The following is a 20617-nucleotide window of genomic DNA, read 5'->3' as shown; positions in this document are numbered from 1 at the left end:
GCCCCGCCGGGATGCCTTTTTTTGTCACCGGGTGACGCACTTTGTCAGCCACCTTGACCCTCCGTGTCAGCTTCAGGCGGCGTCGCAGCTCTGTTCGCCAAATGTCTGATTACACACTCTTTACAGCACCCGGCAAGGCTGCCAATCTCTTGCCGGGGTAAGACCTTTTTCCCATAACCAGACCGATCAAACCGGCCATGGCCCATGAATAGTTCCGTATCGTCCCTGAGCGGCCTCGCCCGCCGTTTGGTAAAGGAAGGCCACCTGTCCATGGAGGCGGCCCAGAGCGCCACGGTGGAAGCCCGCGAGGCCAGAACACCACTGGTCCATCATCTGGTGGCCACCGGCAAGGTGGGGGCACTGGTGGTGGCCCGCTCGGCGGCGGAGGAGTTCGGCGATCCACTGGTGGATCTGAACGCGTTCGCCCGCGACAGCATCATCAAGGACATCGTCGATCCGCGACTGGTCACCAAGCACACCATCCTGCCGCTGATGCGCCGTGGCAGCCGGCTGTTCGTGGCGGTGTCCGACCCCACCAACCTGCCCGCCCTGGAAGAGATCCGCTTCAACACCGGCCTCAACGTGGAGACGGTGATCGTCGAGGACGACAAGCTGCGTCGCTGGATCGATCAGGTGGAGTCGGAGCAGGAAGGCAAGGCGTTCGAGAATCTGGACGACGATCTGGATAATCTGGAAACCGCCGATGCGGCCCCGGCCCAGGCCGGCGGCGACGACACCGCCGGCGCCGACGACGCGCCCATCGTGCGCTTCGTCAACAAACTGCTGCTGGACGCCATCAAGGGCGGCGCCTCGGATCTGCATTTCGAGCCCTACGAAAAAAATTACCGGGTGCGTTTTCGCCAGGACGGTATTCTACAGACCGTGTCCAAGCCGCCGGTGAACATCGCCAGCAAGCTGGCCGCCCGCCTCAAGGTGATGGCGCGCCTGGATATTTCCGAGCGCCGCGTGCCCCAGGACGGGCGCATCAAACTGAAGATTTCCAAGACCCGGGCCATCGACTTCCGGGTCAACACCTGCCCCACCCTGTTCGGCGAGAAAATCGTGCTGCGGATCCTGGATCCGGAAAGCGCCAAGATGGGCATCGACGCCCTCGGCTACGAGCCGGAGCAGAAGCAGATGTATATGGACGCCCTGCAAAAACCGCAGGGCATGATCCTGGTCACCGGCCCCACCGGGTCCGGGAAAACCGTATCGCTGTATACCGGCGTGAACATTCTCAATACGCCGGAGCGCAATATTTCCACCGCCGAGGATCCGGTGGAAATCAACCTGGAGGGCGTCAACCAGGTCAATGTGAACCCCAAGCAGGGGCTGGATTTCTCCTCCGCCCTGCGCGCCTTTCTGCGGCAGGATCCGGACGTGGTGCTGGTGGGCGAGATCCGCGATCTGGAAACCGCGGAAATCGCGGTCAAGGCGGCGCAGACCGGTCACCTGGTGCTCTCCACCCTGCACACCAACAGCGCCCCGGAAACCCTGACGCGTCTGCGCAATATGGGCGTGCCGTCGTTCAATATCGCCACCTCGGTGATTCTGATCATCGCCCAGCGGCTGGCACGCCGGCTCTGCGAGCACTGCAAGGAACCGGTAGCGGTGCCCAGGCAATCCCTGCTTGAGATGGGTTTCACGGACGCCGACCTGGAAACCGGCTTTACTGTTTACGCCCCCCACGGCGAGGGTTGCGATAAATGCAGAGGGGGCTACAAGGGGCGAGTGGGGATCTACGAAGTCGTCCGCATAACCGACGGCATCAGCCGCATCATCATGGAAGAAGGCAATTCCATCCAGATTGGCGATCAATGCCGCCAGGAAGGGTTCAACGATCTGTATCGTTCCGGCCTGATCAAGGTCATGCACGGCGTCACCAGCCTCGAGGAGGTGAGCCGCGTGACCAGCGGCCATTAATCGGGGGCAGGGGCAACATTTATGGCAAAAACCGCAGCACAGGAAAAGACGGCCACCTTCGTTTATGAAGGGATCGACCGCAAGGGTTCACGGGTAAAGGGGGAAGTGTCCGGCAAGGGGCCGGCGCTGGTGCGCGCCGAACTGCGCAAACAGGGTATTCAGGCCAGGAAGGTGGTCAAGAAGCGCGAGGTATCCCTGTTCGGGGGCAAGAAAAAGATCAAGCCCCTCGATATCGCCCTGTTCACCCGCCAGATGGCCACCATGATGAAAGCCGGCGTGCCCCTGGTGCAGGCTTTCGAAATCGTCGCCGACGGGTTGGACAATCCGTCCATGCGCGATGTGGTGATGAAGCTCAAGGTGGACGTGGAAGGCGGTAACAACTTCGCCGGCGCCCTGCGCCAGCACCCGCGCCTGTTCGACGATCTGTACTGCAGCCTGATCGAGTCCGGCGAGGCGTCCGGCTCCCTGGAGACCATGCTGGATCGGGTGGCGCTCTATAAAGAGAAAACCGAGGCCCTGAAGGCCAAGATCAAAAAGGCGGTGAAATACCCCATCGCCGTAATCTGCGTAGCCGTGATCGTGACCGGTATTCTGCTGGTTAAAGTGGTGCCGACCTTTCAGGAGTTGTTCGAGGGCTTCGGCGCCGAGCTGCCCGCCTTTACGCAATTCGTAATCGGGATATCCGAAGGGCTGCAGGCCAATTTTCTGCTCATTCTTTTTATTACCGCCGGGCTGATCTTCGGGTTCGTGGAAGGCCGCAAGCGCTCCAAGGCCTTCCACGACGCGGTGGACCGCCTGCTGCTCCGGCTGCCGATCATCGGCCCGATCACCCATAAGGCCACGGTGGCCCGCTTCGCCCGCACCCTGTCCACCACCTTCGCCGCCGGGGTGCCGTTGATCGAGGCCCTGGACGCCTGCGCCGGCGCCACCGGCAACGTGGTCTACCGCAAGGCGGTGCTGCAGGTGAAGGAGGACGTGGCCACCGGCCAGCAGCTGCAGTTCGCCATGCGCTCCACCGGGGTGTTCCCGGCCATGGCCCTGCAGATGACCGCCATCGGCGAGGAGTCCGGTTCCCTGGACGCCATGCTCGCCAAGGTGGCCACCTATTACGAGGACGAGGTGGACAACATGGTGGACGGCCTGACCAGCATGCTGGAACCGCTGATCATGGCGGTGCTGGGCGTGCTGATCGGCGGCCTGATCATCGCCATGTACCTGCCCATCTTCCAACTCGGCCAGGTGGTATAACGCGTGACGCCTTTGCAGTACCTTGCCGCCAACCCGGTCGTCCTGATCGTCGTCACCGCCCTGTTCGGTCTGCTGGTGGGCAGTTTTCTGAATGTGGTGATCCACCGGGTCCCGAAAATGATGGAAGCCGGCTGGCGCCGGGAGGCCCGGGAACTGCTGGGTCAGCCCGCCGAAGAAGAGCCGGTGTTCAATCTGGTGGTACCGCGCTCACGCTGCCCGCATTGCGGTCACGGCATCCGCTGGCACGAGAACATTCCGGTGGTTAGCTGGCTGGCACTGAAAGGCCGATGCAGCCAGTGCGGGACCGCCATCAGCAAGCGTTACCCGGTCATCGAGCTGCTCACCGCCCTGGTGGCGGGGCTGTGCGCCTGGCGGTTCGGCTACGGCATCTGGCTGCCGTTCACCCTGTACGCCAGCTTCACGCTGCTGGCCCTGGCGGTGATCGACCTGGACACCACCCTGCTGCCCGACGATCTTACCTATCCGCTGCTGTGGGCGGGCCTGCTGGCCGCGCTGCTCGGCGTTGCGCCGGTGACCCTGGCGGACGCGGTGGTCGGCGCCATGGCCGGCTACCTGTCGCTGTGGAGCCTGTACTGGGTGTTCAAGCTGCTGACCGGCAAGGAAGGCATGGGCTACGGCGACTTCAAACTGCTCACCGCCCTGGGCGCCTGGCTGGGCTGGCAGTATCTGCCCCTGGTGATCCTGCTGTCGTCGGTGGTGGGGCTGATGTTCGCGCTGGTCATGATGGCCACCGGCGCCGTCAAACGGGGCCAGGGCATCCCCTTCGGTCCCTATCTGGCCATCGCCGGCTGGATCGCCCTGCTGTGGGGCGAGCAAATCGTGAGCGGCTATCTCGGGCTGTTCAACCTCGGTTAACGGCGGGTCGGCGTCTTGGCCGACCCGCCCTCTTCATCCTGTATCCTGCTTGCTGTATCGTCTTCCGCTTTCCAAGGAGCGCTTATGTTCGTAGTGGGCCTGACCGGCGGCATCGGCAGCGGCAAGACCGCCGCCACCGATTATCTGGCCGGCCGCGGCATCGCCGTGGTGGACGCGGACCTGGCGTCGCGCCGGGTGGTGGAGCCGGGGCAGCCGGCGCTGGACGCCATCGTCGACCGGTTCGGCGAGCCGGTGCTGCAAACCGACGGCACCTTGAACCGGCGTGCCCTGCGTGACATCGTGTTCAGCGACGAGGCCGCGCGCCGCGATCTGGAGGCCATCACCCACCCCGCCATCGGCGAGGAACTGCGTCGCCAGATCCGTACCAGCACCACCCCCTATACCGTGCTGGTGTCGCCGCTGCTGCTGGAAGGCAGCCAGAAGGACATGGTGCATCGGATTCTGGTGATTGATGTGCCGCCGGAGGTGCAGGTGGCCCGCACCGTGGCCCGCGATCAGGTGCCGGACACCCAGGTCGCGGCGATCATGAAAGCGCAGATGCAGCGCGAGCGGCGCCGCGCCCTGGCCCACGACGTGGTGGAAAATCACGGCCCCCTGGCACTGCTCCACGAGCGACTGGAAGCGCTGCACCAAACCTATCTGACACTCGCGGAACGACATGGCGGATAAACCCACTCGCATCTACCCTTGCCCGCAATGCAAGAAGCCCACGCGCTGGGACGACAACCCCTGGCGGCCGTTCTGCAGTGAACGCTGCAAGCTGATTGATCTGGGGGATTGGGCCTCGGAGCGGCACAGCATTGCCGGGGACCCGGACGCGCCGACGGACGATCTGGACGATCTGAGCTGAACCGCGGCGTTGCGCTTCAGCCGCGCCAGAAGCCGCGAATACCGGCGACCCCGTAGGCGCCGTGGCCCCGGGCAGTGGCCAGATCGTCCGGGGTGACACCACCGAGCGCGTAGAACACCAGCGGGTTGCCCGCGATCAGATCGGCGAAGCCGTCCCAGCCCAGGGGCGACGCCTCCGGATGGGTGGGCGTGGCACGCACCGGCGACAGAGTGGCCATGTCGGCGCCCAGCGCCATCGCCCGCTCGATTTGCGCGGCGTCGTGGCAGGCCACCGACAGCAGGCCGTCGAAGGCCGGCACCCCGTCCCGTTCCGCCCGCGCCAGCCCCTGGCCGCTGAGATGCAGCCCGAACGCCCCTTCCCGGCGGGCCGTGGCGGCGTCATCGCGAATCCAGAAACGCAGGCCCCGGTCCCGACAGGCGGCGGCCACCGCCGGATGGCCGCTCCAGCCGCGCAGATAGACGCCCTGACGAGCCGGGTCCAGCCGCGCCAGTCCGGCGATCACCTCGGCCTGGTCCAGTGTTTCGGGGGGAATCACCCACTCCGGCGGCAGTTGCAGGGCCACCGCCACCGGCCGGTTGGCGGCCGGAAAGGCGCGGGCGGAGAGTTCCGTACGCGGCACCCACTCCACCGGCTGGCCCTCGCGGCCATGGGGCTCGCCAGCAAAGGCGGTGACTTCGCGGAAATGCAGGGTGACGTGCAGGTCCGGGTAGCGGTGGCGCACGGTCAGAAACGGGCGGGATTGCACATCGTCCAGGCCCAGTTCCTCATGGAGCTCCCGGGCCAGGGCCCGCTCCAGCGGCTCACCGGATTCCACCTTGCCACCGGGAAACTCCCACAGGCCGCCCTGATGCTTGTGCGCCGGACGGCGGCTCAGGCAGAGGCGGTCGTCGCCGTCCGGAATGATGCCGGCGACGACGACGATTTCAGGCAGCGGCGCGGCGGGCATCGGATCAGGTGCGGTATTCGGCGTTGATTTTCACGTAATCGTAGCTGAAGTCGCAGGTCCAGACCTGGCCACGGCCTTCGCCGGCACCCAGGTCCACGCGGATGGTGATGTCCGGGCGGGCCATCACCCGCGCGCCCTGCTCTTCCGTGTAGCTGTCCGCCACGCCGCCTTCGGCGACGATCTGCACGTCGTCCAGCCACACCGCCACTTTCTCCACGTCCAGAGTGTCGATGGGTGCCCGGCCCACGGCGGCCAGAATCCGGCCCCAGTTGGGGTCGGAGGCGAACAGCGCGGTCTTCACCAGCGGCGAATGGCCGATGGTTTCCGCCACGATCTGGGCATCCCGGTCGCTGCGCGCGCCGGCCACCTCGATGGAGACGAACTTGCTGGCGCCCTCGGCGTCGCGGATCAGCGCCTGGGCCAGCTCCACGAACACCGCTTCCAGGGCCTCGTAGAGCAGCGCCGCCGGCCGGGAATCGCCGTCGTCGATGGTCACCCCGGCACGGCCGGAGGCGATCAGCAGGCAGGCGTCGTTGGTGGAGGTATCGCCGTCCACGGTGATGCGGTTGAACGAGGCGTCCGCCAGCCGCTTCACCCACTGGTCCAGCAGCGGCTGCGCCACGCCGGCGTCGGTGGCGATAAAGCCGAGCATGGTGGCCATGTTCGGCTTGATCATGCCGGCGCCCTTGGCCATGCCGGTGATGGTCACGGTTTTACCGTCCAGCTCGACCCGGCGGCTGGCCACTTTCGGCACCGTGTCGGTGGTCATGATGCCTTCCGCGGCGCGGCCCCAACCGTGCTCATCCAGACCTTCCAGGGCCCGCGGCAGCCCTTCCTCGAAGGGCTTCATGGGGAAGGTCTGGCCGATCACGCCGGTGGAGAACGGCAGCACTTCCGAGGGCGCGCAATGGGCCAGCTCGGACAATAACAGGCAGGTTTCCTCGCAATAGGCGAAGCCCTTGTCCCCGGTGCCGGCGTTGGCGTAGCCGGTGTTGATCATCAGATAGCGGGGCGCGCTCTGCTGAAGATTGCGCCGCGCCACCTGCACCGGCGCCGCCTGAAAGCGGTTGGTGGTGAACACGCCGGCGGCGCGCCCGCCCTCGGCCAGCTCGATCACCACCAGGTCCTTGCGATTGGCCTTCTTGATGCCCGCTTCAATGGCGGCCAGCTTGACGCCGGCCACCGGGAACCATTGCGTCTGTGTCATATCAGGATTCCAGCTTGCCGTGGCAGTGCTTGTACTTCTTGCCGGAGCCGCAGGGACAGGGCTCGTTGCGGCCGATCTTGCGGCCTTCGCGCACCACCGTGCGCGGTGTGTCCTCGCCCTCCGGGGCGGCCGCCGGCGCGGCGCCGTCGGCGCTCGGCGCCGCCAGCTGCTCCTGGCGGGCGTTCATTTTTTCCGCCTGCTCACGGGCTTCCTCGCGGCGCTGCGCTTCCAGACGCTCCACCTCGTCGTCGCGACGCACCTCGAAGCTGTGCACCACCCGGATCAGCTCATGCTGAATCTGGTTGAGCATGGTCTGGAACAGCTCGAAGGCTTCCTTCTTGTACTCCTGCTTGGGGTTCTTCTGCGCGTAACCGCGCAGGTGAATGCCCTGCCGCAGGTGGTCCATGCTGGCCAGATGCTCCTTCCAGTGCCGGTCGAGGATCTGCAGCATCAGGTGCTTCTCGATCTGGCGCAGGGTGTCCGGGCCGATGTCCGCGCGCTTGCGCTCGTACTGGGCTTCCAGCTGCTCAATGACGCGCTCGGTGATGCCCTCGATGTGCAGGCCCTTGTCCTCTTCCAGCCAGCGCTGGATCGGCACGTCGCAGCCGTACTCGGCGTACAGGGTCTTTTCCAGGCCCTCCGCGTCCCACTGGTCTTCCACGGAGCCCGGCGGCATATGGTTGTGCACCACTTCCGGCACCACGTCCCGGCGGATGCTTTCCACCGAGGACGCCAGGTCCTCGCTTTCCAGAATCTGCTCACGCTGGCTGTAGACCACCTTGCGCTGGTCGTTGGCCACGTTGTCGTATTCCAGCAGGTTCTTGCGGATGTCGAAGTTGCGGGCTTCCACCTTGCGCTGGGCGTTCTCGATGGCGCGGGTCACCCAGCGGTGCTCGATGGCTTCACCGTCCTTCAGGCCCAGTGAGCGCATCATGTTGCGCACCCGGTCGGACGCGAAGATGCGCATCAGGTCGTCTTCCATGGACAGGAAGAAGCGGGTGTAGCCCGGGTCGCCCTGGCGGCCGGCGCGGCCACGCAGCTGGTTGTCGATGCGGCGGGATTCGTGGCGCTCGGTGCCGATGATGTGCAGGCCGCCGGCCTCCAGCACCGTCTTGTGGTTCTCCTCCCATTCGGAGCGGATCTTTTCCGCCAGCTCCTCGGAGGGCTCATCCATGTGCTTGATTTCTTCCTCGGCGTTGCCGCCGAGCATGATGTCGGTACCGCGACCGGCCATGTTGGTGGCGATGGTCACGGTGCCCGGCCGGCCGGCCTGGGCGATCACCTGCGCCTCGCGCTGGTGCTGCTTGGCGTTGAGCACCTGGTGCTTGATCTTTTCCTCGGTGAGCCGCTGGGCCAGGTACTCGGAGGCCTCGATGGTGGCGGTGCCCACCAGCACCGGCGCGCCCCGCTCCACGCAGTCACGCACCGCTTCCACGATGGCGTCGAATTTTTCCTGCAGGGTCAGGTAGACCAGATCATTGGCGTCCTTACGGACCATCGGCCGGTTGGTGGGAATCACCACCACGTCCATGCCGTAGATCTGGCGGAATTCCACCGCCTCGGTGTCGGCGGTACCGGTCATGCCGGCCAGCTTCTCGTAGAGACGGAAGTAGTTCTGGAAGGTGGTGGAGGCCAGGGTCTGGTTTTCCTGCTGAATGCGCACCCCTTCCTTGGCTTCCACCGCCTGGTGGATGCCCTCGGACCAGCGGCGGCCGGGCATGGTGCGGCCGGTGTGCTCGTCGACGATCACGATCTGACCGTTCTGCACCACGTATTCACGATCCTTGTGGAACAGCGCATGGGCCTTGAGCGCGGCGTGCACGTGGTGCAGCAGGGTCAGATTATGGGCGGCGTAGAGGCTTTCGCCCTCCTCCAGGATATTGTTTTCCACCAGCAGCGACTCGATCAGCTGGTGGCCTTCCTCGGTGAGCTCCACCTGGCGCTGTTTCTCATCGATGAAATAGTCGCCTTCGTCTTCCTCGGTCTGCGCCTTGAGCCGGGGAATCAGCACGTTCATCTGCTTGTACAACTCGGAGGAGTCCGCCGCCGGGCCGGAAATAATCAGCGGCGTGCGCGCTTCGTCGATCAGGATCGAGTCCACCTCGTCGACGATGGCGTAGTAGAGCGGGCGCTGCACCCGGTCTTCCAGACGGAACGCCATGTTGTCGCGCAGGTAATCGAAACCGAATTCGTTGTTGGTGCCGTAGGTCACGTCGCAGCCGTAGGCTTCGCGTTTCTGTTCCTGGGGCTGCTGGGAGAAGATCACCCCCACGCTCAGGCCCAGGAATTCGTACAGCGGGCGCATCCAGTTGGCGTCCCGCTCGGCCAGGTAATCGTTCACCGTGACCACGTGCACGCCGCTGCCGGTGAGCGCGTTCAGGTAGGTGGGCAGGGTGGCGGTCAGGGTTTTACCTTCACCGGTGCGCATCTCCGCGATGCGGCCCTCGTGCAGCGCGATGCCCCCCATCAGCTGCACATCGAAATGGCGCATGCCCATCACCCGGGTGGCGGCCTCGCGACACACCGCGAACGCTTCCGGCAGCAGCTCATCCAGGGTCTTGCCTTCGGCGTGGGCGGCTTTCAGTTCGGCGGTTTTGGCCTGCAGCGCCGCGTCGTCCAGTTGCGCGATCTCGTCGGCGCGGGCGTTGACCGCCGACACCACACGGCGGATCCGCTTGAGCTCGCGGTCGTTCTTGGTCCCGAAGACTGTCTTGACGATGGTAGCCAGCATGAAACGTCCGTTCTTATATCAATGGGTAGGGCGAAAAGAAGCCATTCTAAACACAATAGACCAGGGAGATAAGGTGCGGGGGGCAGAGTTTCAAGCGGTAGGAGCGGCCATTCGGCCGCGATCGCGGCCGAGCGGCCGCTCCTACTGTGGGGTTTTAGCGGCGGGCGCGGTAGATATAGGGGTGCGGATTGACCTGGCGGCCATCCTTGAGCACTTCGTAATGCACGTGGGGGCCGGTGGAGCGGCCGGTGGAGCCCATCAGGGCGACCACGTCGCCGGTGCGCACGATATCGCCCACCTTCACGCTCACTTCCTTGGCGTGGCCATAGCGGGTGCTGATGCCGTTGCCGTGGTTGATCTCCACCAGTTTGCCGTAACCGGTGCGCTCGCCGGCGAAGGTGACCACGCCGGCGGCGGTGGCCACCACATCGGACCCGTCCTTGCCGGCGAAGTCCACGCCACCGTGCCAGGCCAGCTTGCCGGTGAAGGGGTCGGCGCGGCGGCCGAAGCGGCTGGACATCCAGCCGTGCACGATGGGCCGACCGGCCAGGAAGGTCTCGCTTTCCAGGTGCCGGTCGGCGAGCAGGTTCTCGAGGATGTTCAGTTGCTGCTCACGGCGCTCCAGGGTTTCGGTGAGCGCGCTCAGCTCCTCCAGGAAGGACGGCGGCGTGAAGGCGCTGCCCTCCTCCGTTTCCGGGCCGCCCACCGCCATGCCGCCACCGAAATCGAACTCCTCGCTGTCGATGCCGGCCACGTCCACCAGCCGTTCGCCCAGGGCGTCCAGACGGGTCAGGCGGGCCTGGGCGTCGGCCAGCTTCAGGGTCAGGGCGCGGATCTGCTCCTCGCTGAGCCGTTTCAGCTCGGAGACTTCGTGGGCCTGGGCGTCCAGATGGTCCTGGAAGCGGGCGGCCACCGCGTCGGTGTAGGACGGCGGGGCCCAGCGGTAGCTGACCCAATAGGCGCCGACACCGACCAGCACCGGCAGCACCACCAGCGCCGCCAGCAGAATCACTGGCAGGTGGCGGGGTACCGACAGGGTGCGGGAGTGGCCCCGCTTGCTGTTCAACAATATGATGTTCATGGCAACGGCGAACGACCTCTTCACTCGCGGAACCTGTGCTCCGACCGGCCCCGGGAAAATGGGTTCAAAAACGCGCCATCACGAGCGTGCCGCTGGCTCGCCCGGGCAAATCCTTGGCCGTGAAGCGCCCCCCGGAGGGTGAAACAAAGGTGCCTTAAATGATTTTTTACAATCGCAGGGTAGCGTAAGGAAAAGGCATGAGCAAGAAAACCCTGCCCGACGAACTCCAGGGTCTGATCCACGCCCATCCGGCGCTGAAGCGCCTGGCGCGGGCCGCCCGCGGGCGTGGCGGAGACACCCCCGGCGACCCCCGGGACTGCCTGCCGCCGGCCCTGCGCGACCGGGTGCGGCTGGTGCAGGAAGAGCAGCGCTGGCTGGCCCTGGTGGAAACCAGCGCCACCGCCCAGCTGCTGCGCTTTCATCTGCCGCGTCTGGAGCGCGCCCTGCCCTCCGGCCAGGCGCTCAAGATCGTGGTCACCGGCCGGCGGGAGCTGGGCGCCGCCGCACCGGGCAAGGCGCCCGCCGCCCCCGGCCCGACCCTGGACGCCCACAGCGCCAGCCACCTGCGGCAGGCGGCGGACTACATCGACGATCCGGACCTGGCGGCGGCGCTGCGCCGGCTGGCGGGCCGGGCCGGGCCCGGCAGCCGCGACCCGAAATAAGAGCGCCCCGGTCGCGGGAGACGACCGGGGCGCACAGGGAGGCAATCACCGTGATCCCTCACGGTGTGCGTGGGGCGCGGAGGGTTACTCCGCGGCCATGATCGGCTTCACGTAGGAGATCGGCGCGGTGTCCGCGTCCTCGAACGTGACCAGTTCCCAGGCGTCTTCCTGCTTGAGCAGCTCACGCAGGAGGGCGTTGTTGAGGGCATGGCCGGATTTGTGACCCACGAACTCGCCGATCAGGCTGTGGCCCAGCTGATACAGGTCGCCGATGGCGTCCAGCATCTTGTGCTTGACGAATTCGTCGTCGTAACGAAGACCGTCCTCGTTGAGGATGCGGAACTCGTCCACCACGATGGCGTTGTCGACGCTGCCGCCGAGGGCCAGGTTCTGGCTGCGCAGGAACTCGATGTCGCGCATGAACCCGAAGGTCCGGGCACGCGCCACTTCCTTCACGAAGGACGTGGAGGAAAAGTCGATGCTGGCCAGCTGGCTGCGTTCCTCGAACACCGGGTGATCAAAGTCGATCGAGAAGGTCACCTTGAAGCCATCGAACGGCACGAAGGTGGCCACTTTGTCCTGCTCGCGGACGGTGACTTCCTTCTTGATGCGGATGAACTTCTTGGCGGCCTCCTGCTCCTTGATGCCGGCGGACTGCAGCAGGAACACGAAGGGCCCGGCGCTGCCGTCCATGATCGGCACTTCCGGCGCCGACAACTCCACGTAGGCGTTGTCGATGCCCAGGCCGGCCATGGCCGAGAGCAGGTGCTCCACGGTACCCACCTTGACGCCGTCCTTCACCAGGGTGGTGGACAGGGTGGTTTCGCCCACGTTCTCGGCGCCGGCGGCGATTTCCACCACCGGATCCAGGTCCACACGACGGAACACGATGCCCGTGTCGACCGGCGCCGGCCGTACCGTCAGATAAACCTTTTCGCCGGTGTGCAGGCCCACGCCGGTGGCGCGGATCACGTTCTTGAGGGTTCGTTGTCTGATCATTGATCCGTCACAAAATTCCGGTATCCGCTAAGGATACAGCCATCCTCAACGCAAATAAGGGGGCGATCATAACAAAATTCCCTTTTGCGCACCACGTATCCGCCGCCGTCAGTCAGCCTGACGGCGGAGGAAGGTCGGAATATCAATGAAATCCAGGTCTTCCGCGGTGTTGACCGCCTGCCGGCCACCGCCGGCGGCCTGCTGCTGGGCCCGTTTGCGCTCCACGGCGGGACGATCCAGGTCGTTGTAGTCCACCCGGCCGTCGGCACCCATGGGGGTTTGACGCCCGCGCACCACCTTCAGTTCCTGCTGGGCGGCGCCCAGCCCGGTGGCGACCACGGTCACCGAGATATTGTCACCCATGTCCGGGTCGATGGCCGTGCCGATGATCACATTGGCGTCTTCACTGGCCAGCTCGCTGACGATATCACCCACCTCGGAGAACTCGTCCAGGGCGATGGACTCGTTGGCGGTGATGTTGATCAGGATGCCGCGGGCGCCACGCAGGTCCACGTCCTCCAGCAGCGGGCTGGAAATCGCCGCCTGGGCCGCTTCCGCCGCCCGGTTGTCGCCGCTGGCGATGCCGGTGCCCATCATCGCGGTGCCCATTTCGCTCATCACCGTGCGCACGTCGGCGAAGTCGACGTTGATCATGCCCGGGCGCACGATCAGATCGGCAATGCCCTTGACCGCGCCCTGCAGCACCTCGTTGGCCGCCTTGAAGGCGTCCAGCAGGGTGGTGGAGCCGCCCAGCACGGACTGCAGCTTCTCGTTGGGGATGGTGATCAGCGAGTGCACGTGCTCCTTGAGCGCCTCGATGCCTTCCTGGGCGGAACGCATGCGCTTCTTGCCCTCGAACGGGAACGGCTTGGTGACCACCGCCACCGTGAGGATGCCCAGTTCCTTGGCGATCTCGGCCACCACCGGCGCCGCGCCGGTGCCGGTGCCGCCGCCCATGCCGGCGGTGACGAACACCATGTCGGCGCCGTCCAGCAGCTCGGCGATGCGCTCACGGTCTTCCAGAGCGGACTGCCGGCCGATGTCCGGGTTGGCGCCGGCGCCCAGGCCCTTGGTGACCTGGCTGCCGAGCTGGATCACGGTTTTGGCCGAGGAATTACGCAGCGCCTGCGCGTCGGTGTTGGCGCAGATGAAATCCACGCCTTCCACGTTTGAGCGCACCATGTGGTCCACGGCGTTGCCGCCGCCGCCACCGACGCCCACTACTTTGATGACCGCGCCATGAGGTACGGAATCTTCAAGTTTGAATTGCATGGTTGATCTCCCGTTAATGCTTCCCTGTTTACTGCTTTTTCCGGCTTCGGGCCGCTCTTGGCCCGAGGTCGAAACCGTTTGGATTCGCGGCTTTGGCCGCGATCCTCAAAAGTTGCCCTGGAACCACTTCTTGAAGCGTTCCATCCAGTTCACTTCGCCGCCGCCGGCCTGGGCGCGGGGGCTGCGTCCTTCCTTCTCCATGCGCTGGCCGTACAACAGCAGCCCCACGGAGGTGGAATAAATCGGGTTGCGCACCACATCGGTGAGCCCGGCCACGCCCTGCGGCGTGCCCAGGCGCACCGGCATGTGAAAGATTTCCTCGGCCAGTTCCGCCGCGCCCTCGATCTTGGAAGAACCGCCGGTGAGCACGATGCCGCCGGGGATCATGTCCTCGAACCCGGAGCGGCGGATTTCCGCCTGGATCAGGGTGAACAGCTCGTCGTAGCGCGGCTCCACCACCTCGGCCAGGTTCTGGCGGCTGAGGGTGCGCGGCGGCCGGTCGCCGACGCTGGGCACCTTGATGGTCTCGTCGGCGCCGGCCAGTTGCGTCAGCGCGCAGGCGTACTTGATCTTGATCTCGTCGGCGTGCTGCTTGGGCGTGCGCAGCGCCATGGCGATGTCGTTGGTGACCTGATCGCCGGCGATCGGAATGTTGGCGGTGTGGCGGATCGCGCCTTCGGTGAAGATGGCGATGTCGGTGGTACCGCCGCCGATGTCGACGATGCACACACCCAGCTCGCGCTCGTCCTCGGTAAGCACCGAGTGCGCGCTGGCCAGCTGCTCGAGGATGATGTCCTCCACTTCCAGGCCGCAGCGGCGCACGCACTTCTCGATGTTCTGGGCGGCGTTCACCGCGCAGGTCACCAGGTGCACTTTGGCTTCCAGCCGCACGCCGCTCATGCCCACCGGCTCGCGCACCCCTTCCTGGTTGTCCACCACGTATTCCTGGGGCAGCACATGCAGGGTCTTCTGGTCCGCCGGGATCGCCACCGCCTGGGCGGCGTCGATGACCCGGTCGATGTCCGCCTGGGTCACTTCCCGATCACGGATCGCCACGATGCCGTGGGAGTTGAGGCTGCGCACGTGGGAGCCGGCGATGCCGGCGTACACGGAATGGATCTGGCAACCGGCCATCAACTCCGCCTCTTCCACGGCGCGCTGGATCGAGCGCACGGTGGCCTCGATGTCCACCACCACGCCCTTCTTCATCCCCCGCGACGGCTGGGAGCCGAGGCCCACCACTTCCACGGTGCCCTCCTCGGTGACCTGGCCGACGATGGCCACCACCTTGGAGGTGCCGATGTCGAGACCCACGATCATGTTGTCCACTGCGTTCGCCATTAGAGGTACGTCCTCTGTTTGCTCATGCTTTTTGATCCCGCCAGGTCACCGCGATGCCATCGGCATAGCGCAGGTCGACCCGGGCCACTCCGCGGCTGTCGGTGCTCAGCACGCCACGGTAGAGCCGCGTGAAGCGGCGTAACTTACCCACGTAATTTTCCCGGTCCACCACCACCTGCATCTGGTTGTCCAGGGTCAGGCGGGCGGTGAGCCGCGCGTTCACTTCCATGCGCTCGATGCCCAGGCCCACTTCGCGCAGCAACTTGCTCATGCTGTGGTAGAAGCCCATCACCGCTTCCAGGCGCTGCTCCGGCCCGTTGAGTCGCGGCAGGCCGGTCAGGTCGTACTGTTTGAGCGCCTGGAACGGCTCGCCGTTGCGCGACACCAGCACGCTCTCGTTCCATACCGCCACCGGCTCGCGCTCGGTGATGGTCAGCTTGACCGTGTCCGGCCACTGCCGGCGCACGGACACGTCCGACACCCAGCTGAGGCCGGCGGCGCGCTGGTAGATGTCCTCCAGCGGCGCCGAAAAATAGTTGGCGTCGCGGACCAGAGCGGCCAGCGCGGTCTGCACCTGCTGCTGGCGACGCACGTCGGTGACGCCGTCCACGCCGACCTTGCGGATCGGGTACTGATCCAGCACCCGCGGCAGCCAGATCACCCCGGCCACCAGCACCACCGCCACCAGCGAGGCCAGGACCCCGGGCACCGCCGCCGCCAGCCGCTGGCGCAGCGGTACTTTCGGCGCCTGCCGGCGGGCGCGGGTCGCCCGTGGGGACGCGCCCCGGCCGCGGCGCGGCTCCGGCGTGCGGCGCGGCGCCCTAGCCACGGGCCTTGCTCCCTTTTTTCGTCTTGGCCGCCGGGGCCCGGTCCATGGCCTCCAGCAGAATGCGCGCCACCAGGGTGGCGAAGTCGTCGCCGGCGGCCCTGGCGGCCATCGGCACCAGGCTGTGGTCGGTCATGCCCGGCACCGTGTTCACTTCCAGCAGCTGCCACCGGCCCTGCTCGTCGCGCATCACGTCGACCCGGCCCCAGCCCTGGCAGCCGACCACCCGGAAGGCCCGCAGGGCCAGGTCACGCAGGGCCTGTTCGTCGCCGTCGTCGAGCCCGGCCGGGCACAGATATTCGGTGCTGGTGGCCTGGTATTTGGCTTCGAAATCGTAAAAGGCGTGGGGCGTCTTCAGACGGATCGCCGGCAACGCCTGGTCGCCCACCACCGCCACCGTGTACTCCGGCCCGTGCACCCAGGCCTCCACCAGCACCTCGCTGTCGTACTGGCGGGCGGCGGCCAGGGCGGCGGACAGATCCGCCTCGCCGTCTACCTTGGCCATGCCGATGGACGAGCCCTCATGGGAGGGCTTGACCATGCGCGGGAAGCCCATCGCCGCCGGCACCTCGGAGATGCCGTCCACATAGAAGTCCGGGGTCGGCAGACCGGCGCCCTTCCACAGCTGCTTGGTGCGCACCTTGTCCATGCCGATGGCGGAGGCCATCACGCCGGACCCGGTGTAGGGCACGCCCAGGTGCTCGAGCACGCCCTGGATCACGCCGTCCTCGCCGCCGCGACCGTGCAGGGCGATAAAGGCCACGTCGAAGCCCTTGAGGGTGCCCACGCCGCTGTCCGCAGGATCCACCAGCTCGGCGATCAGTCCCAGCTGACGCAGCGCCTGATGCACGGCGGCGCCGCTCTTCAGCGACACCGACCGCTCGGCGGAGTCGCCCCCGGCCAACACCGCCACCCGGCCGATACGGGCCAGGCGTTGCTTCATGGCGCTGTCCAAGCGGTTAACCACGATGTTCGTCTCCTTGCGCCGGGCCGCTGACCTGTTCCGCCAGGTCCCGGGCGATGGTGCCCACGTTACCGGCGCCCTGGGTGACCAGCAGATCGCCGTTCTTCAATACCTGTTTCAGCAACCCGGGCAGCTTGGCCGGGTCGTCCACGTACAGCGGCTCGATGCGCGCGCGCTGGCGCAGACTGCGCATCAGGGCGCGGCTGTCGGCGCCGGGAATCGGTTCCTCGCCGGCCCCATAGACCTCCAGCAGCAGCAATTGATCCACCTCGCCGAGCACCTCCACGAAATCCTCGTAGAGGTCGCGGGTACGGGTGTAACGGTGCGGCTGGAACAGCATCACCAGCCGACGGCCGGGCCAGCCCTGGCGGATCGCGGCGATGGTGGCGCCCACCTCGCGCGGGTGGTGGCCGTAGTCGTCCACCAGGGTGGCGCTGCCGCCGTCGCAGGGGTATTCGCCGAGCACGTCGAAACGCCGGCCCACGCCGCCGAAGCCGTTCAGCCCGCGCACGATGGCCTGGTCGTCGGCGCCCTCGTCGGCGGCCACCGCGATCGCCGCCAGGGCGTTGAGCACGTTGTGCCGGCCGGGCATGTTCAGGGTGATGTCCAGGGGCGCGCCTTCGCTGCGCACCACCCGGAAGCGGGTACGCAGGCCGTCCTGGACCACGTCCTCGGCGCGCAGGTCCGCGTCCTCGCTGAAGCCGTAGCGGATCACCTGGCGGTTGACCCGGGGCAGCAGCTTGCGCACCACCGGATCGTCCACGCACATCACCGCCACGCCGTAGAACGGCAGGTTGTGCAGGAACTCGATAAAGGTGTTTTCCAGCCGCGCGAAATCGCCGCCGTAGGTGTGCATATGGTCGGCGTCGATATTGGTGACGATGGCGCTCATCGGCTGCAGATGCAGGAAGCTGGCGTCGGATTCGTCCGCCTCGGCCACCAGGTAACGGCTCTGGCCCAGGCGCGCGTTGGTGCCGGCGCTGTTCAGGCGGCCACCGATCACAAAGGTCGGATCCAGCCCGGCTTCCGCCAGAATCGACGCCACCATGGAGGTGGTGGTGGTCTTGCCGTGGGTCCCGGCCACGGCGATGCCGTGGCGGAAGCGCATCAGCTCCGCCAGCATTTCCGCCCGCGGCACCACCGGCACGCGGCGCTCGTGGGCGGCGGCCACTTCCACGTTGTCGGTTTTCACCGCCGTGGAGGTGACCACCACGTCCGCGTCCTCGATGTTGCCGGCCCGGTGCCCGATGTCCACGCGCACGCCCAGCTCACGCAGGCGCGCCACCACCGGTGATTCCTTGATGTCGCTGCCGCTCACCGCGTAGCCCTGGTTGGCCAGCACCTCGGCGATGCCGCACATGCCGGCGCCGCCGATACCGACGAAGTGGATGCCCCGGATGCGGCGCATCTCCGGCACGGTGTGCACCGCTTCCGGTTTCATGTTGCCAGCGGCTTTCGTGTTGCTAGCGGCCATGGGCCACCTCCTCGCACAATTTCGCCACCCGGGCGGCGCTGTCCGGCACCGCCAGCTGGCGGGCGCGGCAGGCGATCTGCGCCAGGGCGTCCCGTTCGGTCATGCCGGCCAGGCTGCGCGCCAGGGTGCCGGCGTTCATGTCGCTCTGCGCCATCATCAGCGCGGCGCCGCGGTCCACCAGCCAGCGCGCGTTAAGCGTCTGGTGGTCGTCCACCGCGGTGGGCAGCGGCACGAACAGCGCGGCCACGCCGGCGGCGGCCACTTCCGCCACCGTCAGGGCGCCGGCCCGGCACACCACCAGATCGGCCCAGGCATAGGCCTCGGCCATGTCGTCGATGAATTCGCTGACCCGGGCGGGCAGGCCCAGGGCCTGGTAGACCGGCAGCGCTTCGTTCTCGCGACCGGCGCCGCATTGATGGCGCACCTCCAGCTGATTGCCGAGCGCCGCCATCAGCAGTTCCGGCAGGTCCTGGTTAAGCGCCAGCGCGCCCTGGCTGCCGCCCAGCACCAGCACCCGCAGGGCGCCGCGCCGGGCCTGGTAACGTTCGGTGGGCTCCGCCAGGGCGGCGATCTCGGCACGCACCGGATTGCCCACCCAGACGCCGCCGGGCATCGCTCCCTCGAAGCCTTCCAGGGTCTCGGTGGCGAAGCGCGCCAGGGTGCGGTTGGTCAGTCCGGGCACCGCGTTCTGCTCATGCACCACCAGCGGCACGCCGGCCAGCCGCGCGGCCAGGCCGCCGGGGGCGCTGACGAAGCCACCGAAGCCCACCGCCAGCACCGGCTTGACCCGGCGGATCAGGCGGCTCGCCTGCCACAGGGCGCGCAGCATCTGCAGCGGGCCGACCAATTTGCGCTTGAGGCCGCCGCCACGCAGCCGGCCCACGCCCAGGGTGGCCACCTGGAAGCCGTGTTTGGGCACCAGCCGGGTTTCCATGCCGCCCTCGGCGCCCAGCCACAGCACCTGGAAGCCGGCCTCGGTGAGTTCGCGGGCCACCGCCAGCGCCGGGAACACGTGCCCGCCGGTGCCGCCGGCCATGATCAGAACCGTCCCTTTGCTCATTGCGTCCTCCCTCTGGCCTGGAGGCGGGACTGCTCGGCGCCGGCACGCAACACCAGCGCCACCATGGCCGCCGAAATCAACAGGGACGAGCCGCCGTAACTGACGAACGGCAGGGTCAGCCCCTTGGTGGGCAGCACGCCCATGTTCACGCCCACGTTGATGAACGCCTGGGCGCAAAACACCAGCGCGCAGCCGTACACCAGATAGGCGTGATAGAGAAAGCCGCGTTCTTCCAGCCCGTGGCCGATGCGGAACACCCGCCAGCCGAGCACCGTGAAACCGGCCAGCATCGCCAGCACGCCCAGCAGCCCCCACTCTTCGGCCAGCACCGCGAACACGAAGTCGGTGTGCGCTTCCGGCAGGTAAAACAGTTTTTGCACGCTGTTGCCCAGCCCCACGCCCATGAAGTGGCCGCGGCCGAAGGCGATCAGGCTCTGGGTCAGCTGGTAGCCGGCCCCGTACTGGTCCGCCCAGGGGTCGGTGAAGCTCATCAGGCGCGCCACCCGGTAGGGTTCCGCCAGTGCCACCACCGCCGCCAGCATCACCGCCGCCAGGCCGATCAGCAGGAACCGCAGGGTCGGCACACCGGCCAGGAACAGCATGCCCATGGCGGTGATGCCCAGCACCACCACGGCGCCGAAGTCCGGCTGCAGCAGCAGCATCAAGGTCAGGGCGCCGAGCACGCCCAGCGGAATCAGAAACGCCTTCCAGCGGGTTTCCAGGGCGGCCTTGTGCTGGGCGATGTAGCCGGCCAGGTACAGCACGAAGCACAGTTTGACCACCTCGGACGCCTGAATGGTCAGGCCGGGCAGCGCGATCCAGCGGGTGGAGCCGTTCACTTCCCGGCCCAGACCGGGGACGAACACCAGCAGCAGGAACACCACCGCCACCGGCAGCGCCGCGAAGCGCAGTTTTTCCAGCACCGTCAGCGGCACGCAGCAATAGACGAACAGGCCCACGCCGACCCCGGCCAGCAGATACAGGCCGTGGCGCATGCCGTAGTAGAACGGGTTGCCGAGTCGCGTTTCGCCGATCTGCAGGGACGCGGAGGTGACGATCACCAGCCCCGCCAGGCTCAGCAGCGCCACCGCCCACAGCAGCGGACGGTCGACACCGGTTTGGCGCAGCGACATCAG

Annotated in this window: 18 protein-coding genes; 6 read left to right on the top strand and 12 right to left on the bottom strand. The window is 66.8% G+C overall.

Features of this window, described 5'->3' with window-relative positions:
- The first annotated feature begins 204 nt into the window (after positions 1 to 204).
- From pilB to ACLD0W_RS08110, 5 genes are all read left to right on the top strand, one after another.
- Positions 205 to 1923: a type IV-A pilus assembly ATPase PilB gene (gene pilB / locus ACLD0W_RS08130; RefSeq protein WP_410306985.1), complete on the top strand. Its 1719-nt coding sequence runs from the start codon at positions 205 to 207 to the stop codon at positions 1921 to 1923.
- Between the two features lie 21 nt (positions 1924 to 1944).
- Positions 1945 to 3171 (top strand): type II secretion system F family protein, encoded by a 1227-nt coding sequence (locus tag ACLD0W_RS08125; protein ID WP_410306984.1) that lies wholly within the window; start codon positions 1945 to 1947, stop codon positions 3169 to 3171.
- A gap of 3 nt (positions 3172 to 3174) precedes the next feature.
- Complete coding sequence (locus tag ACLD0W_RS08120) at positions 3175 to 4047, top strand: prepilin peptidase (protein ID WP_410306983.1); 873 nt, start codon at positions 3175 to 3177, stop codon at positions 4045 to 4047.
- Positions 4048 to 4131: 84 nt separating this feature from the next.
- Complete coding sequence (gene coaE, locus ACLD0W_RS08115) at positions 4132 to 4737, top strand: dephospho-CoA kinase (protein ID WP_410306982.1); 606 nt, start codon at positions 4132 to 4134, stop codon at positions 4735 to 4737.
- Positions 4727 to 4918 carry a DNA gyrase inhibitor YacG gene (locus ACLD0W_RS08110; RefSeq protein WP_228233444.1) on the top strand — a complete coding sequence of 64 codons (192 nt, stop codon included), beginning with the start codon at positions 4727 to 4729 and terminating at the stop codon, positions 4916 to 4918. The genes coaE and ACLD0W_RS08110 overlap by 11 nt, the downstream gene beginning before the upstream one ends.
- A 16-nt stretch (positions 4919 to 4934) precedes the next feature.
- On the opposite strand, the gene ACLD0W_RS08105 is transcribed toward ACLD0W_RS08110, so the two are convergent.
- The 4 genes from ACLD0W_RS08105 to ACLD0W_RS08090 all read right to left on the bottom strand — a co-directional run bounded on the left by ACLD0W_RS08105 (position 4935) and on the right by ACLD0W_RS08090 (position 10883).
- Positions 4935 to 5864, bottom strand: a complete 930-nt coding sequence (locus ACLD0W_RS08105; protein ID WP_410306981.1) for a Nudix family hydrolase — start codon at positions 5862 to 5864, stop codon at positions 4935 to 4937.
- A 4-nt stretch (positions 5865 to 5868) separates the two neighbouring features.
- Complete coding sequence (gene argJ / locus ACLD0W_RS08100; protein ID WP_410306980.1) at positions 5869 to 7071, bottom strand: bifunctional glutamate N-acetyltransferase/amino-acid acetyltransferase ArgJ; 1203 nt, start codon at positions 7069 to 7071, stop codon at positions 5869 to 5871.
- A 1-nt stretch (position 7072) separates the two neighbouring features.
- Positions 7073 to 9802, bottom strand: a complete 2730-nt coding sequence (secA, locus tag ACLD0W_RS08095) for a preprotein translocase subunit SecA (protein WP_410306979.1) — start codon at positions 9800 to 9802, stop codon at positions 7073 to 7075.
- Between the two features lie 154 nt (positions 9803 to 9956).
- Positions 9957 to 10883, bottom strand: a complete 927-nt coding sequence (locus tag ACLD0W_RS08090) for a M23 family metallopeptidase (protein WP_410306978.1) — start codon at positions 10881 to 10883, stop codon at positions 9957 to 9959.
- Between the two features lie 197 nt (positions 10884 to 11080).
- Between ACLD0W_RS08090 and ACLD0W_RS08085 the strand changes: the two genes are divergently transcribed.
- Positions 11081 to 11545 (top strand): hypothetical protein, encoded by a 465-nt coding sequence (locus ACLD0W_RS08085; RefSeq protein WP_410306977.1) that lies wholly within the window; start codon positions 11081 to 11083, stop codon positions 11543 to 11545.
- Between the two features lie 84 nt (positions 11546 to 11629).
- Here the strand turns inward: ACLD0W_RS08085 and lpxC are convergent, their stop codons facing one another.
- The 8 genes from lpxC to ftsW form a co-directional block, all read right to left on the bottom strand.
- Entirely contained in the window at positions 11630 to 12544 is a 915-nt protein-coding gene (gene lpxC, locus ACLD0W_RS08080; protein ID WP_204426875.1) for a UDP-3-O-acyl-N-acetylglucosamine deacetylase, read from the bottom strand.
- A gap of 108 nt (positions 12545 to 12652) precedes the next feature.
- Positions 12653 to 13816 carry a cell division protein FtsZ gene (gene ftsZ, locus ACLD0W_RS08075; RefSeq protein WP_410306976.1) on the bottom strand — a complete coding sequence of 388 codons (1164 nt, stop codon included), beginning with the start codon at positions 13814 to 13816 and terminating at the stop codon, positions 12653 to 12655.
- 105 nt (positions 13817 to 13921) lie between these two features.
- Entirely contained in the window at positions 13922 to 15157 is a 1236-nt protein-coding gene (ftsA, locus tag ACLD0W_RS08070; RefSeq protein ID WP_410306975.1) for a cell division protein FtsA, read from the bottom strand.
- A gap of 22 nt (positions 15158 to 15179) precedes the next feature.
- Positions 15180 to 15986: a cell division protein FtsQ/DivIB gene (locus ACLD0W_RS08065; RefSeq protein ID WP_410306974.1), complete on the bottom strand. Its 807-nt coding sequence runs from the start codon at positions 15984 to 15986 to the stop codon at positions 15180 to 15182.
- A complete protein-coding gene (locus ACLD0W_RS08060) occupies positions 15979 to 16926 on the bottom strand; it encodes a D-alanine--D-alanine ligase (RefSeq protein ID WP_410307479.1) in 948 nt (315 codons plus the stop codon). The genes ACLD0W_RS08065 and ACLD0W_RS08060 overlap by 8 nt, the downstream gene beginning before the upstream one ends.
- A gap of 16 nt (positions 16927 to 16942) precedes the next feature.
- Entirely contained in the window at positions 16943 to 18421 is a 1479-nt protein-coding gene (gene murC, locus ACLD0W_RS08055; RefSeq protein WP_410306973.1) for a UDP-N-acetylmuramate--L-alanine ligase, read from the bottom strand.
- The gene (gene murG / locus ACLD0W_RS08050) at positions 18411 to 19481 is read right to left on the bottom strand and encodes an undecaprenyldiphospho-muramoylpentapeptide beta-N-acetylglucosaminyltransferase (protein WP_410306972.1); all 1071 of its coding nucleotides are present in this window, start codon (positions 19479 to 19481) and stop codon (positions 18411 to 18413) included. The genes murC and murG overlap by 11 nt, the downstream gene beginning before the upstream one ends.
- On the bottom strand, positions 19478 to 20614 hold the full coding sequence (gene ftsW, locus ACLD0W_RS08045; protein WP_410307478.1) for a putative lipid II flippase FtsW: 1137 nt from the start codon (positions 20612 to 20614) through the stop codon (positions 19478 to 19480). Before ftsW ends, murG begins: the two co-directional genes overlap by 4 nt.
- Between the last annotated feature and the right edge of the window lie 3 nt (positions 20615 to 20617).

Source organism: Alloalcanivorax sp. C16-1 (genome assembly GCF_046507805.1).
Taxonomy (GTDB): domain Bacteria; phylum Pseudomonadota; class Gammaproteobacteria; order Pseudomonadales; family Alcanivoracaceae; genus Alloalcanivorax.
The sequence above is the reverse complement of the archived record's forward strand: the minus strand, read 5'-3'. Positions and strand labels throughout refer to the sequence as shown.

Coding starts and splice junctions, on each gene's coding strand:
- pilB (WP_410306985.1), top strand. CDS start 205: ATGAATAGTTCCGTATCGTCCCTGAGCGGCCTCGCCCGCCGTTTGGTA.
- ACLD0W_RS08125 (WP_410306984.1), top strand. CDS start 1,945: ATGGCAAAAACCGCAGCACAGGAAAAGACGGCCACCTTCGTTTATGAA.
- coaE (WP_410306982.1), top strand. CDS start 4,132: ATGTTCGTAGTGGGCCTGACCGGCGGCATCGGCAGCGGCAAGACCGCC.
- ACLD0W_RS08110 (WP_228233444.1), top strand. CDS start 4,727: ATGGCGGATAAACCCACTCGCATCTACCCTTGCCCGCAATGCAAGAAG.
- ACLD0W_RS08105 (WP_410306981.1), bottom strand. CDS start 5,864: ATGCCCGCCGCGCCGCTGCCTGAAATCGTCGTCGTCGCCGGCATCATT.
- argJ (WP_410306980.1), bottom strand. CDS start 7,071: ATGACACAGACGCAATGGTTCCCGGTGGCCGGCGTCAAGCTGGCCGCC.
- secA (WP_410306979.1), bottom strand. CDS start 9,802: ATGCTGGCTACCATCGTCAAGACAGTCTTCGGGACCAAGAACGACCGC.
- ACLD0W_RS08090 (WP_410306978.1), bottom strand. CDS start 10,883: ATGAACATCATATTGTTGAACAGCAAGCGGGGCCACTCCCGCACCCTG.
- ACLD0W_RS08085 (WP_410306977.1), top strand. CDS start 11,081: ATGAGCAAGAAAACCCTGCCCGACGAACTCCAGGGTCTGATCCACGCC.
- lpxC (WP_204426875.1), bottom strand. CDS start 12,544: ATGATCAGACAACGAACCCTCAAGAACGTGATCCGCGCCACCGGCGTG.
- ftsZ (WP_410306976.1), bottom strand. CDS start 13,816: ATGCAATTCAAACTTGAAGATTCCGTACCTCATGGCGCGGTCATCAAA.
- ftsA (WP_410306975.1), bottom strand. CDS start 15,157: ATGGCGAACGCAGTGGACAACATGATCGTGGGTCTCGACATCGGCACC.
- ACLD0W_RS08060 (WP_410307479.1), bottom strand. CDS start 16,926: ATGAAGCAACGCCTGGCCCGTATCGGCCGGGTGGCGGTGTTGGCCGGG.
- murC (WP_410306973.1), bottom strand. CDS start 18,421: ATGGCCGCTAGCAACACGAAAGCCGCTGGCAACATGAAACCGGAAGCG.
- murG (WP_410306972.1), bottom strand. CDS start 19,481: ATGAGCAAAGGGACGGTTCTGATCATGGCCGGCGGCACCGGCGGGCAC.
- ftsW (WP_410307478.1), bottom strand. CDS start 20,614: ATGTCGCTGCGCCAAACCGGTGTCGACCGTCCGCTGCTGTGGGCGGTG.